At 62.8% G+C, this 18,098-nt stretch carries 13 protein-coding genes and 2 riboswitches; of the genes, 9 read left to right on the top strand and 4 right to left on the bottom strand.

Going from position 1 to position 18,098, the window contains the following annotated elements; genetic code table 11:
- The first annotated feature begins 16 nt into the window (after positions 1-16).
- The 5 genes from NFH98_RS05980 to mdoH all read left to right on the top strand — a co-directional run bounded on the left by NFH98_RS05980 (position 17) and on the right by mdoH (position 5,556).
- Positions 17-409 carry a DUF4870 family protein gene (locus NFH98_RS05980; protein ID WP_045994904.1) on the top strand — a complete coding sequence of 131 codons (393 nt, stop codon included), beginning with the start codon at positions 17-19 and terminating at the stop codon, positions 407-409.
- A 1-nt stretch (position 410) separates the two neighbouring features.
- On the top strand, positions 411-1,352 hold the full coding sequence (locus tag NFH98_RS05975; RefSeq protein WP_045994905.1) for a lysophospholipid acyltransferase family protein: 942 nt from the start codon (positions 411-413) through the stop codon (positions 1,350-1,352).
- Positions 1,349-1,705 (top strand): DUF4870 family protein, encoded by a 357-nt coding sequence (locus NFH98_RS05970; protein ID WP_231498501.1) that lies wholly within the window; start codon positions 1,349-1,351, stop codon positions 1,703-1,705. Before NFH98_RS05975 ends, NFH98_RS05970 begins: the two co-directional genes overlap by 4 nt.
- Before the next feature lie 363 nt (positions 1,706-2,068).
- Complete coding sequence (locus NFH98_RS05965) at positions 2,069-3,655, top strand: OpgD/OpgG family glucan biosynthesis protein (RefSeq protein ID WP_349622337.1); 1,587 nt, start codon at positions 2,069-2,071, stop codon at positions 3,653-3,655.
- Positions 3,655-5,556: a glucans biosynthesis glucosyltransferase MdoH gene (gene mdoH, locus NFH98_RS05960; protein WP_222515397.1), complete on the top strand. Its 1,902-nt coding sequence runs from the start codon at positions 3,655-3,657 to the stop codon at positions 5,554-5,556. The genes NFH98_RS05965 and mdoH overlap by 1 nt, the downstream gene beginning before the upstream one ends.
- A gap of 199 nt (positions 5,557-5,755) precedes the next feature.
- On the opposite strand, the gene NFH98_RS05955 is transcribed toward mdoH, so the two are convergent.
- Both NFH98_RS05955 and NFH98_RS05950 read right to left on the bottom strand, forming a co-directional pair.
- The gene (locus tag NFH98_RS05955) at positions 5,756-6,460 is read right to left on the bottom strand and encodes a hypothetical protein (protein ID WP_349622336.1); all 705 of its coding nucleotides are present in this window, start codon (positions 6,458-6,460) and stop codon (positions 5,756-5,758) included.
- Complete coding sequence (locus NFH98_RS05950; RefSeq protein ID WP_124802454.1) at positions 6,457-7,515, bottom strand: GSCFA domain-containing protein; 1,059 nt, start codon at positions 7,513-7,515, stop codon at positions 6,457-6,459. The genes NFH98_RS05955 and NFH98_RS05950 overlap by 4 nt, the downstream gene beginning before the upstream one ends.
- A gap of 763 nt (positions 7,516-8,278) precedes the next feature.
- A riboswitch (TPP riboswitch) is annotated at positions 8,279-8,432 on the top strand.
- 81 nt (positions 8,433-8,513) lie between these two features.
- Here NFH98_RS05950 and tenA point away from each other — a divergent pair.
- The 4 genes from tenA (at position 8,514) to pta (ending at position 15,016) form a co-directional block, all read left to right on the top strand.
- Positions 8,514-9,182, top strand: coding sequence for a thiaminase II (gene tenA, locus NFH98_RS05945; RefSeq protein WP_349622335.1), 669 nt, complete (start codon positions 8,514-8,516; stop codon positions 9,180-9,182).
- A gap of 11 nt (positions 9,183-9,193) precedes the next feature.
- A riboswitch (TPP riboswitch) is annotated at positions 9,194-9,328 on the top strand.
- Between the two features lie 77 nt (positions 9,329-9,405).
- On the top strand, positions 9,406-11,358 hold the full coding sequence (gene thiC, locus NFH98_RS05940; protein ID WP_349622334.1) for a phosphomethylpyrimidine synthase ThiC: 1,953 nt from the start codon (positions 9,406-9,408) through the stop codon (positions 11,356-11,358).
- A gap of 284 nt (positions 11,359-11,642) precedes the next feature.
- Positions 11,643-12,857: an acetate/propionate family kinase gene (locus NFH98_RS05935; protein WP_349622333.1), complete on the top strand. Its 1,215-nt coding sequence runs from the start codon at positions 11,643-11,645 to the stop codon at positions 12,855-12,857.
- Positions 12,854-15,016, top strand: a complete 2,163-nt coding sequence (gene pta, locus NFH98_RS05930) for a phosphate acetyltransferase (protein ID WP_222515401.1) — start codon at positions 12,854-12,856, stop codon at positions 15,014-15,016. Before NFH98_RS05935 ends, pta begins: the two co-directional genes overlap by 4 nt.
- A gap of 94 nt (positions 15,017-15,110) precedes the next feature.
- On the opposite strand, the gene NFH98_RS05925 is transcribed toward pta, so the two are convergent.
- A complete protein-coding gene (locus NFH98_RS05925; protein ID WP_349622332.1) occupies positions 15,111-16,160 on the bottom strand; it encodes a YeiH family protein in 1,050 nt (349 codons plus the stop codon).
- A gap of 183 nt (positions 16,161-16,343) precedes the next feature.
- Positions 16,344-17,975, bottom strand: coding sequence for a GMC family oxidoreductase (locus tag NFH98_RS05920; protein ID WP_349622331.1), 1,632 nt, complete (start codon positions 17,973-17,975; stop codon positions 16,344-16,346).
- Positions 17,976-18,098: the final 123 nt, after the last annotated feature.

Raw genomic sequence — 18,098 nt, 5'->3', positions numbered from 1 at the left:
ACCCAAGGGACCATGGATGAGCCAACACGACCTTACGCCTCAACGACCCACTGTCGAGCCTCCCTCACCTGGCGACACGCCCCCCGCCGACACCACCATGTCGCTGGTGGGCTACGCGCTGCTGCTGGCCAACCTGGTCACCGGCTTCACCGCGGTGATCGGGGTGATCATCGCCTACGTCTACCGTGGCAAGGGCCCCGAGTGGCTAGACGAGCACTATCGCTACCAGATCCGTACCTTCTGGATAGGCCTGCTCTACGGCATCGTGGCCTCGATCCTGACCTTGATCGTGATCGGCCTGCCGCTGCTGCTGGCCCTGGCGGTGTGGTTGATCGTGCGCTGCGTCAAAGGCTTCAAGGCACTGCAGGAAAAGCGCGCTCCGGACAATGTGGAAAGTTGGTTGATCTGATATGAACGTCCCCTGGCAACAGCGACTCCAGGCTACCGCGATATCACGCCTGTGGCGGATACTGTCACGACTGTCACCGACGACCCTGTGGCGACTCAGCGTCGCCCTGGTCAATGTGGCCTACCCCCTGCTCAAGCGCGAACGCGCGGTGACCAGGCTCAACCTGGAAGTGGTCTATCCCGACCTTACCGAGGCCCGTCGCGCCACCCTGGGGCGCGAAAGCCTCAAGCATTCCACCGCCACCATGCTGGAACTCGGCTTTGCCTGGCAGGGCGACCCCGACCGAGTGGCCGACAGCATCGTCGAGGTACATGGCCGCGAACTGCTGGATGATGCCCGCGCCGAGGGCAAGGGCGTGATCATCCTGGCGCCTCACTTCGGCAACTGGGAGGTGCTGAACTTCTGGCTGTCGAGCCACTTCCCCTTCACCGCCATGTACGAGCCGCCCAAGCTGGCACCGCTGGACCCGATCATCCGCGCCGGGCGCGAGCGCTGCGGCGCCAGCCTGGTGCCGACCAACCCCCGAGGCGTGGCGGCGCTGCTCAAGGCGCTCAAGCGATCCGAGGCCGTCGGCATCCTGCCCGATCAGGAACCCAGCTGGGGCAGCGGCGTTTTCGCGCCCTTCTTCGAGCGCCCCGCCTACACTGCCACCCTGTTGCCCAAGCTGGTGTCGCGCACCAATGCAAGGGTCGTGACCGGCGTCGCTCTGCGCCGTCCCGGGCGGGGCTTCGCGCTGTACTTCCTGGCCGCCGACGAGCGCGTCTACGATGAAGACGAGACCATCTCCTGCAGCGGGGTCAATGCCAGCATCGAGGCGGTGATCGCACTCGACCCGGCCCAGTACCAGTGGGAATACAAGCGCTACACCAAGACCCTGGAAGAACAACGTGGCGATCCCGACTTCCGCCGTTACCGCCTCTACAGCTCGAGGAACATGAAGTGACGACAGCGTCAGTGTCACCGCCGCCGGAGACTCGCGTCGGCCACGTCCTCTATCTGCTCTACCTGGCAGGGCTGGTGAGCGGATTCGTGACACTGTTGATCGCGCTGGTCGTCGCCTACGTCTATCGCACCGACGCCGCCCCCTGGCTGCGTGCCCACTACCAGTTTCTGATCAGCACCTTCTGGATCGGCCTGCTCTACATGGTCGCCGCGGTGGTACTGTCGGTGCTGATCATCGGCCTGGCACTGCCCCCACTGCTGGTCACCGCCTGGTTCGTGATCCGCTGCATCGTCGGCTGGCGTGCCCTGCACCAGCGCCTGCCGCCGCCCAGGCCATCCAGCTGGCTATGGTAGGCGCGGCAAGACTCTTCCCCCAAACATGCAACCTCCCTTCCTGGACTCCCAGTCGTTCGCTCTTGGCCACCTGAACGTTACCGCTCAGTAACCTGCCCACCCCGACACCGTCGCTAATCGGCGACACGGAACCCGAATTAGCACAAACCCTCAAATGCACTCGAATGACATCTATTGCAACTTTTGTCTCGGCCAATAGGCTAGATTAAAGGCTGGCTCGATTTGGCATAGAAAGCGACATAGAAAGTGGCATAGAAAGTCGCATAGAACATGCCATCGATGTGAACGGCAGAAGGATCCCCTACACCCCCAGCGGGCGAACCCGAGCCACCGGGCGTTCGTCCGCTCGCAAGGAGAGCGCACTTGGACACGGCAATATCTCGAGCACGACACACCCTTGCACGGCGGCGACCTGGCTCGCGCAACCTGGCGCTCGCCTTCGTCGGCGTCATCACCAGCGCCGCATTGACGACGCCGGCCATGGCCGTCGAGACCGGCGCGCTGTTCGAACAGGTCACGAACCGGGCCAAGGAACTGGCCGCGTCCCCCTATGAAGAGGCCTCGGCCGAGCTGCCCGAGGCCCTCACCGAGATGGACTACGATCGCTACCGACAGATTCGCTACCGCGATGAGCGGGCACTGTGGAAGGATGATGGCGATTTCGAGGTGGAGCTCTTCCACCCAGGCTTTCTGTATGACCAGCCGGTGGATATCCACCTGCTGGAGGATGGCGAGGTACGCTCGCTGCCCTTCGAGCCTGAGCGCTTTCGCTACGACGACGATGCCGCCGACCTCGCCGAGCTCGACCTGAGTGGGCTCGGCTATGCCGGCTTTCGCCTGCACTACCCGCTCAACCGCGCCGACTACAAGGATGAGTTCGCGGTATTTCTGGGCGCGTCCTACTTCCGCCTGGTCGGCCGCGACCAGGGCTACGGCCTGTCGGCCCGTGGCCTGGCCATCGACACCGCCCTGCCCCAGGGCGAGGAGTTTCCCGCCTTTCGTGAATACTGGCTGGTCAAGCCGCAGCCCGGCGATACCCACATGACCGTGCTGGCGCTGCTGGACAGCCCGTCTCTGGCCGGCGCCTACCGCTTCGACATCGCCCCGGGCAAGCGCACCCAGGTCGACACCGAGGCACGCCTGTTTGCCAGGGAAGACGTCGAGAAGCTCGGCGTCGCACCGCTGACCAGCATGTTCCTGCATGGCGAGATGGATCGCCGCCAGGAGGACGACTACCGCATCCGGGTACATGACTCCAGCGGCCTGCTGATGGCCACCAGCACCGGCGAGTGGACATGGCGCGTGCTGGAAAACCCCGAAAGCCTCCAGATCTCCGGGCTGCAGGACACCTCGCCCAAGGGCTATGGCCTGGTCCAGCGGCCCCAGCACTTCAACGCCTACCTGGACATGGAGGCCCGCTACGAGCGTCGCCCCAGTCAGTGGGTCGAACCCCAGGGCGAGTGGGGTGAAGGCCATGTCGAGCTGGTGGAGATCCCCACCGACAGCGAGGCCCACGACAACATCACCGCCTACTGGGTGCCCGCCAACCCGCTGATGGCCGGCGACTCCCGCACCTATCGCTATCGTACCTGGACCTTCGGCGACACCCCCACGGCCGAACCGCTGGCTCGTGTGGTGCGTTCGCGCCAGGGCTGGGGCGGTGTGCCGGGACAGAGCGATCCCCCCAACGAGCGCCTGCGCCAGTTCATCATCGACTTCCGCGGCGGTGAGCTCGAGGGACTCGATGCCAGCCAACCGGTCGAGATGACCCTGACCACCTCCAGCGGCGAGACCGCCGAGGCCAAGGTCACACCGCTGCCCGACGACGACACCTGGCGCGCCAGCTTCACGCTGCTGCCCGATGGCGACCAGCCCGCTGATATCCGCCTGACTCTCATGCTTCGTGGCGAGCGCCTGAGCGAAACCTGGAACAGCATCTGGAGCCCCTGATGAACGCCCATACTCCCGAGGTACCCTGGCCACGCCTGCGACGTCTTGGCGTCGGCCTGGCCATTGCCGCCACCACGGCGCTGGGGGTCTGGACCATGTTCAGGATCCTCTACGTGGAGGGCATCAGTCCGCTCGAGATGGCGATCATCGGCCTGTTCGCGATCACCTTCGGCTGGATCACCATGGCCTTCTGGAGCGCGCTGATCGGCTTCGTGCTCAACCTGACCGGGCGTGACCCGCTGAGCCTGAAGCCGCGCCATTCCTATCCCATGCGGCCCGAAGGCTCCCACTCCCGCACCGCCCTGGTGATGCCGATCCACAACGAGGACGTGCTGCGAGTCGCCGCCGGACTCGAGGCCACCTGCAAGGATCTGGATGACCTGCCGCAAGGCATCGAGGTGGAAGCCTTCGTGCTCAGCGACAGCACCGACGACGAGGTGGTGGCCGAGGAAAAGGCCGCCATGGCCGAGCTGCAGAAGCGCCTGGAAGGCCACTGCCAACTGCACTACCGCCACCGTGACAGTAACGTCGGACGCAAGGCAGGCAATCTGGGCGACTTCTGCACCCGTTGGGGCAGCCACTACGACTACATGCTGGTGATCGACGCCGACAGCCTAATGAGCGGCACTACCGTCATCGAGCTGATCGACGAGATGATGGCCAACCCGCGCCTTGGCCTGTTGCAGACGGTGCCGATTCCGGTGCGCCAGGACAGTCTGTTTGGCCGCGCCAATCAGTTCGCTGCTGCACTCTACTCGCCGATGCTGGCCAGCGGTCTGAGCTTCTGGCACGCCACCGCGGCCAACTACTTCGGCCACAACGCCATCATTCGCGTGGACGCCTTCACCGATGCCTGTGGCCTGCCGGAGCTGCCCGGCAAGCCACCGCTGGGTGGCGATATCCTGAGCCACGACTTCGTCGAGGCGGCGCTGCTGCGCCGTGCCGGCTGGCAGGTGCGCATGCGCACCGACCTGGGCGGCAGCTTCGAAGAGATGCCGAGTCATATCCTCGACTACGCCAAACGCGACCGGCGCTGGGTCCAGGGCAACCTGCAGCATATGCGCCTGCTCGGCGGGCGCGGACTGCACGTGCTCAGCCGTCTGCACTTCTTCTTCGGTGCCCTCGCCTACCTGTCGTCGCTGGTGTGGCTGGCGATTCTGGTGATCAGCACCATCGACGCCCTGATCCGGGCGCTGGTGCCGACCAACTTCTTCACCTCGAGTTCGCAGCTGTTTCCCGACTGGCCGATCGCCCCGCCCAACCTGATCATGCCGCTGCTGATCGGCACCCTGGGCATGCTGCTGATGCCCAAGGTACTGGGGCTGGTGCTGGGGCTGATCCAGAACCCGCAGGCCTATGGCGGACGGGCCCGGCTCGTCGCCAGCATGCTGCTCGAGACGCTGTTTGCCATGCTCATCGCGCCGCTGATGATGGTGTTCCACAGTCGTTTCGTGATTCAGGTACTGAGCGGCCGCACCGTGGCCTGGGATCCACAGTCCCGCGAGGGCCGCGCCCTGCCCTGGAAGGAAGCCTTTCGCCACACCTGGCTATGGTCACTGATCGGCGCCTTGTGGGCGCTGGTGACCTGGGCCTTCACCCCGAGCTTCTTCATCTGGCTGACGCCGGTGTGGCTCGGCCTGGTGATGGCCGCCCCGCTGGTCCGCTGGAGCTCCAGCCTGAGCATCGGCCGGGCCCTGAGGCGCGCCGGCCTGTTGCTGGTCCCGAGCGAGACCCGCCCCCCGGCGGTGGTAGGCGAGCTTCGCGTCGCCGAGGCACCACCGCCGCCGGCGACCCCGGCTGAGCCGCCACGGGAAATCCCCCGCGAGATGCCGGTGCAGTCCTTTCGCGAGCACGGCACGGAATCGGCGCCGGAGGTCTCCGGCGAGAAGCCCGTCGACTGAGCCGGTGCCGTGGCACAGCGTTGTGTCCTCCCCCTCCTTTTGCATCATCCGGAGGGGGAATCCCAGCGGACTACTACACGTCAAGCATAGTAGCGTGATCCATGATTCATCTGTTTGCCGCTGTCTGGTGGTAACGCTTTGCTCTACAAAGAGCGTTCTCCAGCTCCGGATAACACACATCCGCCAGGAAAACCCTTTGTCAATCTCTACTTAAAAAGCAGGATAGCCACTTTTTCCCGAACTCTTCGTTCATATGCCTGATATCATGGTCTGGATGCGCTTCCTCATCCATGGCATCCCCTACAGGCAATCTTTTACTTCCCTTCGAGAGCTCCCGCTCCGTAAAAAATCCGTTGACGATGGTATCAGCAGGCTGAGCGATCAACTCGGCATTGCATTTATCATACACTTCATCGTTCATCAACTTTATTCCGGACAGGTAGCTTTCCGGAGGATAACTTCTATCATCACCTTTCTTCCGAATAGGCAGGGGATTATGTCCAACATATATCTTTTTATTGGTCACGCTCCTGATCATTTCCATGATCTTCCAGGACGTCGTACCCTTGACACTATCCAGCACGGTTTGCTTTATTACTGCTGATGAAAAAAATTTTCCAGGTTCGACAAAAAAAACTTCCATCTGAAGTCCGTAAATCAAGAATAGATCATATTCAACGATATCAATCTCACTCTTGCCACCCGATGTATAGGTGATGGTCCTCTTTAATCTATCTGTTTTTGGAACCAGTTTATTATCGATGAGAATCAGTCCACCCAAGCCATTACTTCTAGCGGTAAAGAAGACAAGATTATATTCTTGATGCCACTCTGGCATCAGGTCCCAGGCTCTTTTCAAAGCACCAACGTGGCTATTGCCCAGCACACAAATATTTTTCTTCATTCCTTACCTCCAAAGGCGTCGAAGATCTCTTCTTCGCAAACCAGATCATTCATTTTCTTTACGCTACCTACCCTCTTGTTTTGTTTTCCGAAAATCTCAGCGCCAAACTTTTTCCTCAGAGAAGAAAAAAAATGATTCATCACAAAATCGACACCGTGGGGGTTAACACTTCGTTGATTGGGTTCGAAAAACACCCCCTTGAAAACCGGGCTGTTGATTATTTCATACGAAGGAAAATAATCCACATAATTACAACCTCTAGAAATCTGCCCAGCCACGGCACGCAACACTGACTTGGATTCCATTGTAGCGACGATCACGTTGTTCCTGGAGTTTGTCGCTACCAAAGGAACAGGGGAAACTGTCAATATAAAGCGTAACTCAGGATTCTCATGACGCATTATTTCTATGGCATCTCGCAGATCATTCATCACAGAGGGATACATCTGATTCTTGAACGCATGGATACCTTTCAGGTAGGTCCCTGCTGAAGTCCCGGGACACATCGGATACTCGTAGCCGTATTCCGAATTGAACCAGCTTTCAGTCAACCCTAGGGTGAAGACAAAGAAGTCTGATGAGAAGATGCATTCCCTAAACGCTTTTATTGTCTCCTCTCGAGAGAGCATTAACTCTTCTTTACTACAGAAACCCTCTGGTTCCACCACGGGGCGAAAGGGATCATAGAACCTTCCGTTCTTTTCCCAAATCTCCTCAGGCGGCTCTTTTATCCCTGTTGCCCACTCTACCCACTGCTTCAACAATGAGGTGGTGTATATATTCCCGGTTCTTGCCGAAAATATATTGTAATTGTATTTTTTTGCATTTTCCTGCGAGAGCCCCCTAGGTGGAGTTTCTGTCGAGACCCAGTTGAACCCTCTGCTATCAAGAGCGTTTCCAATATGTTGCGCAAAGCAGGAACCGAAGGTAACCACCCTACTATCCTTTGTGATCTTGAACTTTGGAGACCACAAATTGGATATGTCAAAAATCGACTTTTCTGATACAGCTTTTTTCCAGAAGGCACGGTCTGGAAGTGTCGAATATGGATTCATATTAATCACCTCAAACATAATATATAACATCGGTCGTGAACGAACAAAATTGATAACGTCTATCTTAAATCACACATTACCACGACGAATAGGAGTGTTTACGCCAACACTGGCATCTCGTCTTCCTTTCTAAAATATTTGCATAAAAAAAGATAGGCGAAATATTTGTCTATTGTGTTGAGAAACGAGCACTGACAACGGCCCCGGAGCCCTTCATAGAACCTTTCCCATGCACCATTTCCCTGCCCCACGGGTGGTTCAAAAGAGAACAAAGCAAGCATTTTTAGCTTCCATGAAAACTCGGCGAACCAATGCTTCCCATAAAGACGGGACCAACACACCTGTCACCTTCTGTCCTTCTTCACAAAGGAGTCATCAAGCGCACAACGACTGTCAGAATATCGATAAAACAAACGTACTTTTTTCACTCTAGATTCTCTCACATATTCTCTATCAGGCAGCCGCAAAACACGCAAATACAATCCAGAGAACATCCAAGAAAAACCACGCAAACATCCCTTTAAATAACAACAAAATCGTCGAAACTTTGTCGAATTGATCAATCAGGACTCTACTTCGCCACTTTTCCTCAATCGGATAAAATGCATTCTCAACCATGCGGAAACTTCTCCAGATATCTGGGCAGTTGCACTCTCGCGATATCGTGGAAACCTCCTCCCCCCAGCGGCGTATCTACTGATCGGGATCGGTTCTTGCCAAGCCGAGGTGGACTCCCTTCGAGGTCATGCTAGACTCGATCCAGACTCGCTTGACGGGGTGCCGGTGAATCCGGCTGAGATGGCGCAGGGCCAGGGTGACGAATCACCGGCCGCCAGCGCCGATCCCGTGGAACCTGATCCGGGTGCGGTGTGGCTTCACACCTTGAACCGGCGTAGGGAATCAGGCGGTGGTGACAGCCCCTGCGCGCGCACCTCCCTCCTTTCTCGTCGCCGTGTCCTCAGCCGCCGCACTCCGGATCCGCACCAACCGGAGGCAACATGGGCTACCGCTTTACCGATCTTGTCGACGCCTGCCGCGATGACTGGCACGCCTACATCGAACACGACTTCGTGCTCGCCCTTGGCCGTGGTGAACTGGCTGACGCCAGCTTCCGTCACTATCTGAAGCAGGACTATCTGTTTCTGCTGCAGTTCTCCCGGGCCTACGCCCTGGCGGCCTACAAGAGCCACAGCCTCGACGAGCTGCGCGGCGCCTTCGACGGCATGAAGACCATCCTCGACGTGGAACTCGGCCTGCATCTCGCCTTCTGCCGCGACTGGGGCATCGGCGAGGCCGAACTCAATGAGCTGCCCGAAGCTCGCGCTACCCTGGCCTATACCCGCTACGTGCTGGACGCCGGCAGCCGCGGCGACCTCCTGGACCTGCACGTGGCGCTGGCCCCCTGCATGGTCGGCTACGCCGATATCGCACGAAACCTCAACGCCCGTTCGGACACCCTGCGCGGTGCCGACAATCCCTTCGACGCCTGGATCGCCATGTACGAAAGCGACGACTTCCAGGCCGCCGCACGCCAGGAGCAGGCCTGGCTCGACGATCAGCTGGCCCAGGTATCCGGCGAGCGCTTTGCGCGACTGTCACGGATCTTCGCCGACGCAACACGACTCGAGATCGACTTCTGGCAGATGGGACTCGATCTAAGCGACTAACACAATCAGCACCACGCTTGACGGGGGGCCGCCAGAGGCGGCTGAGATCATGCAGCGCATGGGACCCGTTGAACCTGATCTGGGGGTAACCCCGATGCCATGGCATCGCGGTGAGGACCAGCGTAGGGATCAAGCGCTCACGGCCCAGGCCACGACGCCCCCTCCTTCCTCACGCGATGCACACAACAACGACAGCACCCAGTGCCGTGAGAAGGACAAGCCAATGCCGCTCGATCACCCCGTTTCCGCAAACAAACCCCGCCATAGCGCGCACTTCCTGGCCGAGACCGCCCAGGTCGACCAGGCCGCAGTTACGCCCCTGCCGGGTTCGCGCAAGGTCTATGTAAAGGGCTCCCGCGACGACCTGCGGGTGCCGTTTCGCGAGATTTCGCTGTCAGCGACCCGCACCTCCGGGGCCGACGAGGCCAATCCGCCGCTGCTGGTCTACGACACCTCCGGCCCCTACACCGATCCCCAGGTCGAGGTCGACCTGCGTCACGGGCTTGCCGAATTGCGCCGGCCCTGGATCGAGGAGCGCGACGACACCGAATGGCTCGATGGACCGACCTCGGACTACGGTCGCCGGCGTGCCAACGACCCGACACTCGCCCCGCTGCGTTTCGAACTGACCCGCACGCCGCGCCGCGCACGTCGTGGCGCCGACGGCAGCGCCGGCAATGTCACCCAGCTGCACTACGCCCGCCGCGGCATCATCACCCCGGAGATGGAGTTCATCGCCATCCGCGAGAACCAGCGTCGACAGGCCCTGGCCGATGACTATCGAGGCAGCGACGAGGTCGAGCGCATCCTCGGCCACCAGCATCACGGGCAGGGCTTCGGCGCCCGTCTGCCAGAGGAGATCACCCCCGAGTTCGTGCGCCAGGAAGTCGCCGCCGGGCGCGCCATCATCCCCGCCAACATCAACCACCCGGAAGCCGAGCCGATGATCATCGGGCGCAACTTCCTGGTGAAGATCAATGGCAATCTGGGCAACTCGGCGGTGACCTCCTCCATCGAGCAAGAGGTCGAGAAGATGACCTGGGGCATCCGCTGGGGCGCCGATACCATCATGGATCTGTCCACTGGCCAGAACATCCACGAAACCCGCGAGTGGATCATCCGCAACTCGCCGGTACCGATCGGCACGGTGCCGCTCTATCAGGCGCTGGAGAAGGTCAAGGGCGTGGCCGAGGACCTCACCTGGGAGGTGTTCCGCGACACCCTGATCGAGCAGGCCGAACAGGGCGTGGACTACTTCACCATCCACGCAGGCGTGCTGCTGCGCTACGTGCCGCTGACCGCCAACCGGGTCACCGGCATCGTCTCCCGCGGTGGCTCGATCATGGCCAAGTGGTGCCTTTACCATCACCAGGAAAGCTTCCTCTACACCCACTTCGAGGAAATCTGCGAGATCTGCAAGCAGTACGACGTGGCCTTCTCGCTGGGCGATGGCCTGCGTCCGGGCTCGGTGGCCGACGCCAACGACGAGGCCCAGATGGCGGAGCTCAAGACCCTGGGCGAGTTGACCCATATCGCCTGGAAGCACGACGTCCAGGTGATGATCGAAGGCCCCGGCCACGTGCCCATGCACCTGGTCAAGGAGAACATGGACAAGCAGCTCGAGTACTGCGACGAGGCGCCCTTCTATACCCTTGGGCCACTGGTGACCGATATCGCCCCGGGCTACGACCACATCACCTCGGGCATCGGAGCGGCGATGATCGGCTGGTACGGCTGCGCCATGCTGTGCTACGTCACCCCCAAGGAACACCTGGGCCTGCCCGACAAGGACGACGTCAAGACCGGCATCATCACCTACAAGATTGCCGCCCACGCCGCCGACCTGGCCAAGGGGCATCCCGGCGCCCAGCGCCGCGACAACGCCCTGTCCAAGGCGCGTTTCGAGTTCCGCTGGGAGGACCAGTTCAACCTGGGCCTCGACCCTGACACCGCCCGCGCCTATCACGACGAGACGCTGCCCAAGGACTCCGCCAAGGTGGCCCACTTCTGCTCCATGTGCGGCCCCAAGTTCTGTTCCATGAAGATCAGCCAGGAGGTCCGCGACTACGCCCGCGACAACGGCCTGGAGGGTGACGGCGACGCCGTCATGGCCGGCATGGAGGAGCGCGCCCGGGTCTTCCGTGAACAAGGCGCTGAGCTGTACAAGGAGGTTTGAACAAGGAGGTCTGAGACAAGCCATTCCCCGGCGCATCCCCGGGCAGCGTTCGACTGCCCGGGGATGCATGTCTTGTACGCCCGGTCCCAGCTCTTCCGCACAAAGTTAGACAAAAGTCTAATCCAAAGATTCATGCACTTGACGCTCATCACGGCTTCGTCGGATCCACCAGCAAAGCCGTTCGACTACCTCCCCAGGCCAGTTATTCGCGCCCCGGGGCGGTGCTAGATTCGCCGCCATCCCACGCATTCTCGCCTCACCAAGGCGTCTTTTCTGGAGATGGCATGAAAGCCCCGATTCTGGTGATCAACTGCGGCTCCTCCTCGATCAAGTTCGCGCTGATCGATCAGGCCCCCGACGCTCCCCGACTGTCCGGTATCGCCGAGCGCCTGGGTAGCCACGAGGCTCGCCTCAAGCTTGTAGACGAACACGGCAGCACCCGCGAGGTCTCGCTTCCCCGTGCGACCCACGCCCTGGCGCTCAAGACCATCCTCGAGCACCTTGACGTCCACCGGCCCATCGGTATCGGTCACCGGGTGGTACACGGCGGCGAGCGCTTCACCGCCGCCACCCTGCTCGACGACGCCGTGGTGCGCACCATTCGCCAGACCATCAGCCTGGCCCCCTTGCACAATCCGGCCAACCTCGACGGTATCGTCGCCACGCGCCGGCTGTTCGAGGATCTGCCTCAGGTGGCGGTGTTCGATACCGCCTTCCACCAGACCCTGCCGCCCCACGCCTACCGCTACGCCATCCCCGAAGAGCTCTACAGCCGACACGGCATCCGTCGCTACGGCTTCCACGGCTCGAGCCATGCCTACGTGACCGGACGCCTGACAGAAGTCAGCGCCCGTGGTGAAGGCGGCTGGCTGATCGCCCACCTGGGCAATGGCTGCTCCGCCACCGCGGTATGGGCCGGCAGAAGCCTGGACACCAGCATGGGCATGACCCCGCTGGAAGGCCTGGTGATGGGCACCCGCAGCGGTGACGTCGACCCCGGCCTGCACCTGCACCTGGCGCGCCAGCTGGGCATGTCGCTGGAGGGCGTCGATCAGTTGCTCAACCAGAAGAGCGGACTGCTGGGGCTGTCCGAGCTGACCAACGACATGCGTGAGCTCGAACAGGCCGCCAGTGAAGGTCACGCCGGCGCGAGCCTGGCCATCGAGGTGTTCTGCTACCGCCTGGCCAAGTCCCTGGCGGGCCTGGCCTGTGCCCTGCCCCGGATCGACGGCATCGCCTTCACCGGCGGCATCGGCGAAAACTCTGCTCTGGTGCGCGCCCGGACCCTGGGCCACCTGGAGGCCCTCGGTGTACGCCTGGACGCTGACGCCAACGAGAGCCTCGGGCGTGGCGAGGAAGGCCAGATCCACGACCGAGGCGCCAGCTCGGCGCCGGAGATCCGCGTCATCCCCACCGACGAAGAAGGCTATATCGCCAGCCAGACCCGGGAATTGATCGTGAGCCTGACGTCCACGCCAAGGCTCGAGGAGGTTCTGTGAGCACCCAGTCCCGCACGCTGCTGCTGATCCCCATCGACGACGGCGTCGCCCTCACCTCCGCCGGCCTCGGCCTGCTTCGTGCGCTGGATACGCTGGGGCTGGACGCGGGTTTTCTGCAGCCCTTCAGCCAGTCCGAAGGTGGCGAGCAGGCAAGTGACAACGACGAACGCGCCCGCTCGCTGGTGGCCAGCACCCTGGGCATAGGTTCGCCGCGTCCGATCTCGCGCCAGACACTGGAGCAGTATCTCGGCCGCGACGATCGCGATGGTCTGCTGGAACTCGCCGTGGAGCGTCACGCCCGCGTCGCCCGCCCTGCCACCGGCAAGGCGCCGGCGCTGATCGTGGTGGAGGGCGTTCGCCCACTGCCGCGAAACGCCTACGCCTTCGACCTCAACGTGCGCCTGGCCAGTGCCCTCGACGCCCAGGTGGTACTGGTCGCCGATGGCCAGATCGCCGATCCCCAGGAACTGGCCAAGCAGTTGCAGTTCCATCGCCAGAGCATCGACGCGGTGGGTTCGGTGCGTACCCTGGGCGCCATGCTGATGCGACTGCCGGGGGACGGCGACGGCTCGGCCATCGACCAGACCCTGGCCTCGGTCAGCGAGGTCGAGGCCCGCGCCCATCGCCAGCACTGGCAGCAGCAGCTCGCCAGCGGCGCCGATCTGACCCTGCCGGTGGTCGCGGCGGTGCCCTACCGGGCCTCCCTGACCGCACCGCGAGTGGTCGACGTGGCCCGCGCCCTCGATGCCAGGATCCTGCACCACGGCGAGGCCGATCGCCGCCGCGTCGCCCACTCGACGCTGGGGGCCCGCAGCGCCGAGCACCTGCTCTACGCCCTGCGTCCCGGCGAGCTGATCGTGTCCCCCGGGGACCGCGACGACACCCTGCTGGCGGCGGCCCTGGCCACCATGAACGGCGTGCCCCTGGCGGGCCTCCTGCTGACCCACGGCGAGTCACCCAGCCAGCAGCTGATCGACGTCTGTCGCCCGGCGCTGGCCTCGGGGCTGCCGGTCCTCTCGGTGGACACCGACAGCTACGCCACCGTGGCCCGGCTCACCGAGATGTCCGGCGGCATCCCGGTGGATGATCACGAGCGCGCCGAGGCCATCTGCGCCTTCGTCGCCGATCACCTGGATCGTGACTGGCTACTGGCGCTGATTCACGACGACGCCCAGCGCCGCCTGTCACCGGCGGCCTTCCGCCATCAACTGGTCAGCATGGCCCAGCACAAGCGTCGGCGAATCGTGCTGCCCGAAGGCGACGAGCCACGCACCCTGGAAGCGGCCATCCTGTGCCAGCGTCGTGGCATCGCCAACTGCGTGCTGCTGGGCAAGCGTCGCGCCATCCTCGAGGTGGCCAAGGCGCGTGGCCTTGAACTGCCCGACGACCTGCAGATCCTCGACCCGGACGCCGAGCGTGGTCGCTTTGTCGCACCCATGGTCGAGCGCCGGCGTGGCAAGCTGACCCCGCTGACCGCCGAGGCCCAGCTTCATGACAGCGTGGTGCTGGGTACCATGATGCTCGCCGAAGGCGAGGTCGATGGCCTGGTCTCCGGCGCCGTGCATACCACCGCCAACACCGTGCGCCCGGCCTTTCAGCTGATCAAGACCGCCCCCGGCTACGGCCAGGTGTCGTCGGTGTTCTTCATGCTGCTGCCCGACCAGGTGGTGGTCTACGGTGACTGCGCGGTCAACCCCGACCCCGACGCCGAGGCGCTGGCCGAGATCGCCCTGCAGAGCGCCACCAGCGCCGAGGCCTTCGGCATCGAGCCGCGGGTCGCCATGATCAGCTACTCCACCGGCGAGTCCGGCAGCGGCGCCGACGTCGACAAGGTCCGCGAGGCCACCCGCATCGCCAGGCAACGGGCGCCGCACCTGGCCATCGACGGCCCGCTGCAGTACGACGCGGCGGCCATCGCCAGCGTGGCCCGGCAGAAGGCGCCGGAGTCACCGGTGGCCGGCCGCGCCACGGTATTCGTGTTCCCCGACCTGAATACCGGCAACACCACCTACAAGGCAGTCCAGCGCAGCGCCCGGGTGGTCAGCATCGGCCCCATGCTTCAGGGCCTCAACAAGCCGGTCAACGACCTGTCCCGGGGCGCCCTGGTGGAGGATATCGTCTATACGATTGCGCTGACCGCGATCCAGGCCGGTCAGTAACGACCAGAAAAGCGCCATAGACCGTCAGAAACGCCGAGGCCCCGGGAGAACCGGGGCCTCGGCATTTGTATGGGCTTTAGCCCGAAACCGCTCGCTACCACTCGGCGATGCCGGTATACAGGCACACCAGCACCAGCCCAAGCAGGAAGACGGTCTCGGCGACCATCAGGATGACGGGCTTCCAGCCGACCACGGCGAGCTTCTGGAAGGAGGTCTTGATACCGAGTGCGGCGATGGCGGTGACCAGGCACCAGCGCGACAGGTCGGTCATGCCCTCGACCATCACCTGGGGAATCACGCCCATGCTATTGATCAGCACCAGCACCACGAAGGCCACCAGAAAGCTCGGGAACATCGGCACCTTGCCGCCTTCACCGCCACGGGCGCGGCGAAACAGCAGCATGAACACCATTACCGCCGGCACCAGCATGGCGACCCGCAACAGTTTGACGAAGGTCGAGATATCGCCGGTCTCGTCGGAGATCATGTAGCCGGCACCGACCACCTGGGCGACGTCATGGATGGTGCCACCAAGAAAGATGCCGGCCTGGGTATCGGTCAGTTCCAGCGCACCGACCAGCAGCGGGTAAAGCACCATGGCGGCGGTGGACAGCGTCGTCACGCCAACCACGGTCAGGATGGTATTGCGCTCGGCGATCTCGTTGCGCGGCATCGCCGCAGACAGTGCCAGCGCCGCCGAGGCGCCGCAGATCGCCACCGACCCGCCGGTCAGCAGCCCCAGGTCATTTTTCAGCCCCAGCAGTCGTGCCAGCACGCTTCCCGCCAGAATGGTCAGCACCACCCCGGCGACCACCGTCACCACCGGGCCGATCCCGAGTTCCGCCACCTGCTCCAGGGTGATGCGTACCCCCAGCAGGGCAACACCCAGCCTGAGGATGGTGCGGGCGGCAAACTCCACCCCCACCAGGCAAGGGCCCTGCTCGCTGAGAAAGTGCAGGGTCATGCCGAACAGCAGTGCGTAGAGCAGGGTCGGGCCACCGTAGTGATCGGCGATAAAGGTGGTGGCCAGGGCAATGGTGATACAGATCAGTACCCCCGGCATGCGCTCCCGGGCGGGCTCCAGATGGCGACGCCATCCGGTCACGGGCGTCTCGGGCTTGGCGTGGGTCGTTGGCTGGGACATGGGCGTCCTCTCGTTTATTCGTTGTTCGCGTATCAGGGGTCGCGCTCAGCGGGTCAGGCGATGACACGCCATTGATTTGATCCTGGCCCAGCCTGCCGTCGCGACGTTAGGGCCAGAGCGTGGCCTCGAGTAAGGCCAGGCCCCGATGGCATCGATCCGCCGTCGAGGTTCCAGCGCTGCACGTCAGGCGGCGCGCGCCTGGGCACGGCGATCGGCCTTGATCATGTCCGCCGCGCGTTCGGCGATCATGATGGTCGGGGCGTTGGTGTTTCCCGAGACGATGATCGGCATGATCGAAGCGTCCACCACCCTCAGTCCCTCGAGGCCGTGCACCCGCAGTCGGTCATCGACCACCGCCAGGTCGTCGTGGCCCATCTTGCAGGTGCCCGCCGGGTGGTAGATGGTCTGACTGTAGCGCCGGGCGGCCTCGAGCAATTGCTCGTCGCTCTGATACTCCCGCCCCGGCACGTATTCATCGGTGATCACCTCGGCAAGTGGTGCCTGCTCGGCGATGCGTCGCGCCACCTTGATGGCGTCCACCGCCACGCGACAGTCTTCTTCGGTGCTCAGATAGTTGGGCTGGATCGAGGGATAGACGGCGGGGTCGGCGCTGGTGATGCGAATACGCCCCCGGCTGGTCGGACGCAACTGGCACACCGAGGAGGTGAAGGCCGAGAACGGATGCACCCCTTCGGCCGGCTTGTCCGCCGACAGCGGCTGCATATGGAACTGGATATCCGGGCGATCCAGGCCCTCCCGCGACTGGGTGAAGATGCACACCTGACTGGCCGCCAGGGTCAGCGGCCCGGTGCGGGTCAGGGCGTACTGGGTGCCTACCGCCAGCTTTCTCAGCGGATGACGCACCTCGTCGTTGAGGGTGCGACAGGAGGTCTTGAACACCAGCCGGATCTGCAGATGGTCCTGCAGGTTCTCGCCGACACCTGGCAAGGCATGGCGGCAGTCGACGCCGACCTCGGCCAGGTGGTCGGGATCCCCGATGCCGGAGCACTGCAGGATCTGCGGCGAGCCAATGGCGCCGCTGGACAGCAGCACCTCGAGCCTGGCGCTCGCCCGATGGGTCCCCTGCCCCTGGCGGTACTCGACCCCGACCACGCGCTTGCCCTCCAGCAGCAGCCGCTGACAGTGGGCCCGCTTGACCAGGGTGAGATTGGGGCGCTTGAGCGCCGGGCGCAGAAACGCCTTGGCGGTCGAGCAGCGAAAGCCCTTGTAGGAGGTCTGCTGGAAGTAGCCCACGCCTTCTTGCCTGGCCCCGTTGACGTCGCGATTCTCGGGAATCCCCGAGGCCTTGGCCGCCTCGATGAAGCGTTCGGCGATCTCGCGGCGCAGACGCAGGTCCGAGACCTTCAAGGGGCCGTCGGCGCCGTGGTAGTCATCGGCGCCCCGCTCCTGGCACTCCGACTTCTTGAAGTAGGGCAGCACCGAGTCGTAGTCCCAGCCGTCGTTGCCCAGCTGCGCCCAATCGTCGTAGTCCTCGCGCTGACCGCGAATGTACAGAAGCCCATTGAGCGAGCTTGACCCTCCCAGCACCTTGCCTCTGGGCCACTGCAGCCGGCGACCGTCGATGCCCTCGTCGGGATCGGTGAGGTAGCACCAGTCGGTGGCCGGATTGTGCATGGTCTTGAAGTAGCCCACGGGCACGTGGATCCACGGATTCCAGTCGGACCCGCCGGCCTCGAGCAGCAGTACCGACACCTCGGGGTCCTCGCTCAGGCGGTTGGCCAGCACGCAGCCGGCGGAGCCCGCCCCCACGATGATGTAGTCGAAAGCCTCTGGCGGTGGTGTTGTGGTTGTCATGTCGCTCACTCAATCGAGACGTTTTATCTCAATTTATGCTAGACATTTTTCTCAAAAGATCAATATTGAGACAAAAAAAATCATTTTTATTGATCTATTCCCGAGAGACTTCTAAGGTGTGGT

Source organism: Halomonas sp. H33-56, assembly GCF_040147035.1.
Taxonomy (GTDB): Bacteria; Pseudomonadota; Gammaproteobacteria; order Pseudomonadales; family Halomonadaceae; genus Halomonas; species Halomonas litopenaei.
Note: the sequence above shows the minus strand (reverse complement) of the source record. Positions and strands in the feature narration are given on the sequence as shown.

Bases quoted from the DNA above. Each gene is read 5' to 3' on its own strand.
- NFH98_RS05980 (WP_045994904.1), top strand. From the start codon at position 17: ATGAGCCAACACGACCTTACGCCTCAACGACCCACTGTCGAGCCTCCC.
- NFH98_RS05975 (WP_045994905.1), top strand. From the start codon at position 411: ATGAACGTCCCCTGGCAACAGCGACTCCAGGCTACCGCGATATCACGC.
- mdoH (WP_222515397.1), top strand. From the start codon at position 3,655: ATGAACGCCCATACTCCCGAGGTACCCTGGCCACGCCTGCGACGTCTT.
- NFH98_RS05955 (WP_349622336.1), bottom strand. From the start codon at position 6,460: ATGAAGAAAAATATTTGTGTGCTGGGCAATAGCCACGTTGGTGCTTTG.
- NFH98_RS05950 (WP_124802454.1), bottom strand. From the start codon at position 7,515: ATGAATCCATATTCGACACTTCCAGACCGTGCCTTCTGGAAAAAAGCT.
- tenA (WP_349622335.1), top strand. From the start codon at position 8,514: ATGGGCTACCGCTTTACCGATCTTGTCGACGCCTGCCGCGATGACTGG.
- thiC (WP_349622334.1), top strand. From the start codon at position 9,406: ATGCCGCTCGATCACCCCGTTTCCGCAAACAAACCCCGCCATAGCGCG.
- NFH98_RS05935 (WP_349622333.1), top strand. From the start codon at position 11,643: ATGAAAGCCCCGATTCTGGTGATCAACTGCGGCTCCTCCTCGATCAAG.
- NFH98_RS05925 (WP_349622332.1), bottom strand. From the start codon at position 16,160: ATGTCCCAGCCAACGACCCACGCCAAGCCCGAGACGCCCGTGACCGGA.
- NFH98_RS05920 (WP_349622331.1), bottom strand. From the start codon at position 17,975: ATGACAACCACAACACCACCGCCAGAGGCTTTCGACTACATCATCGTG.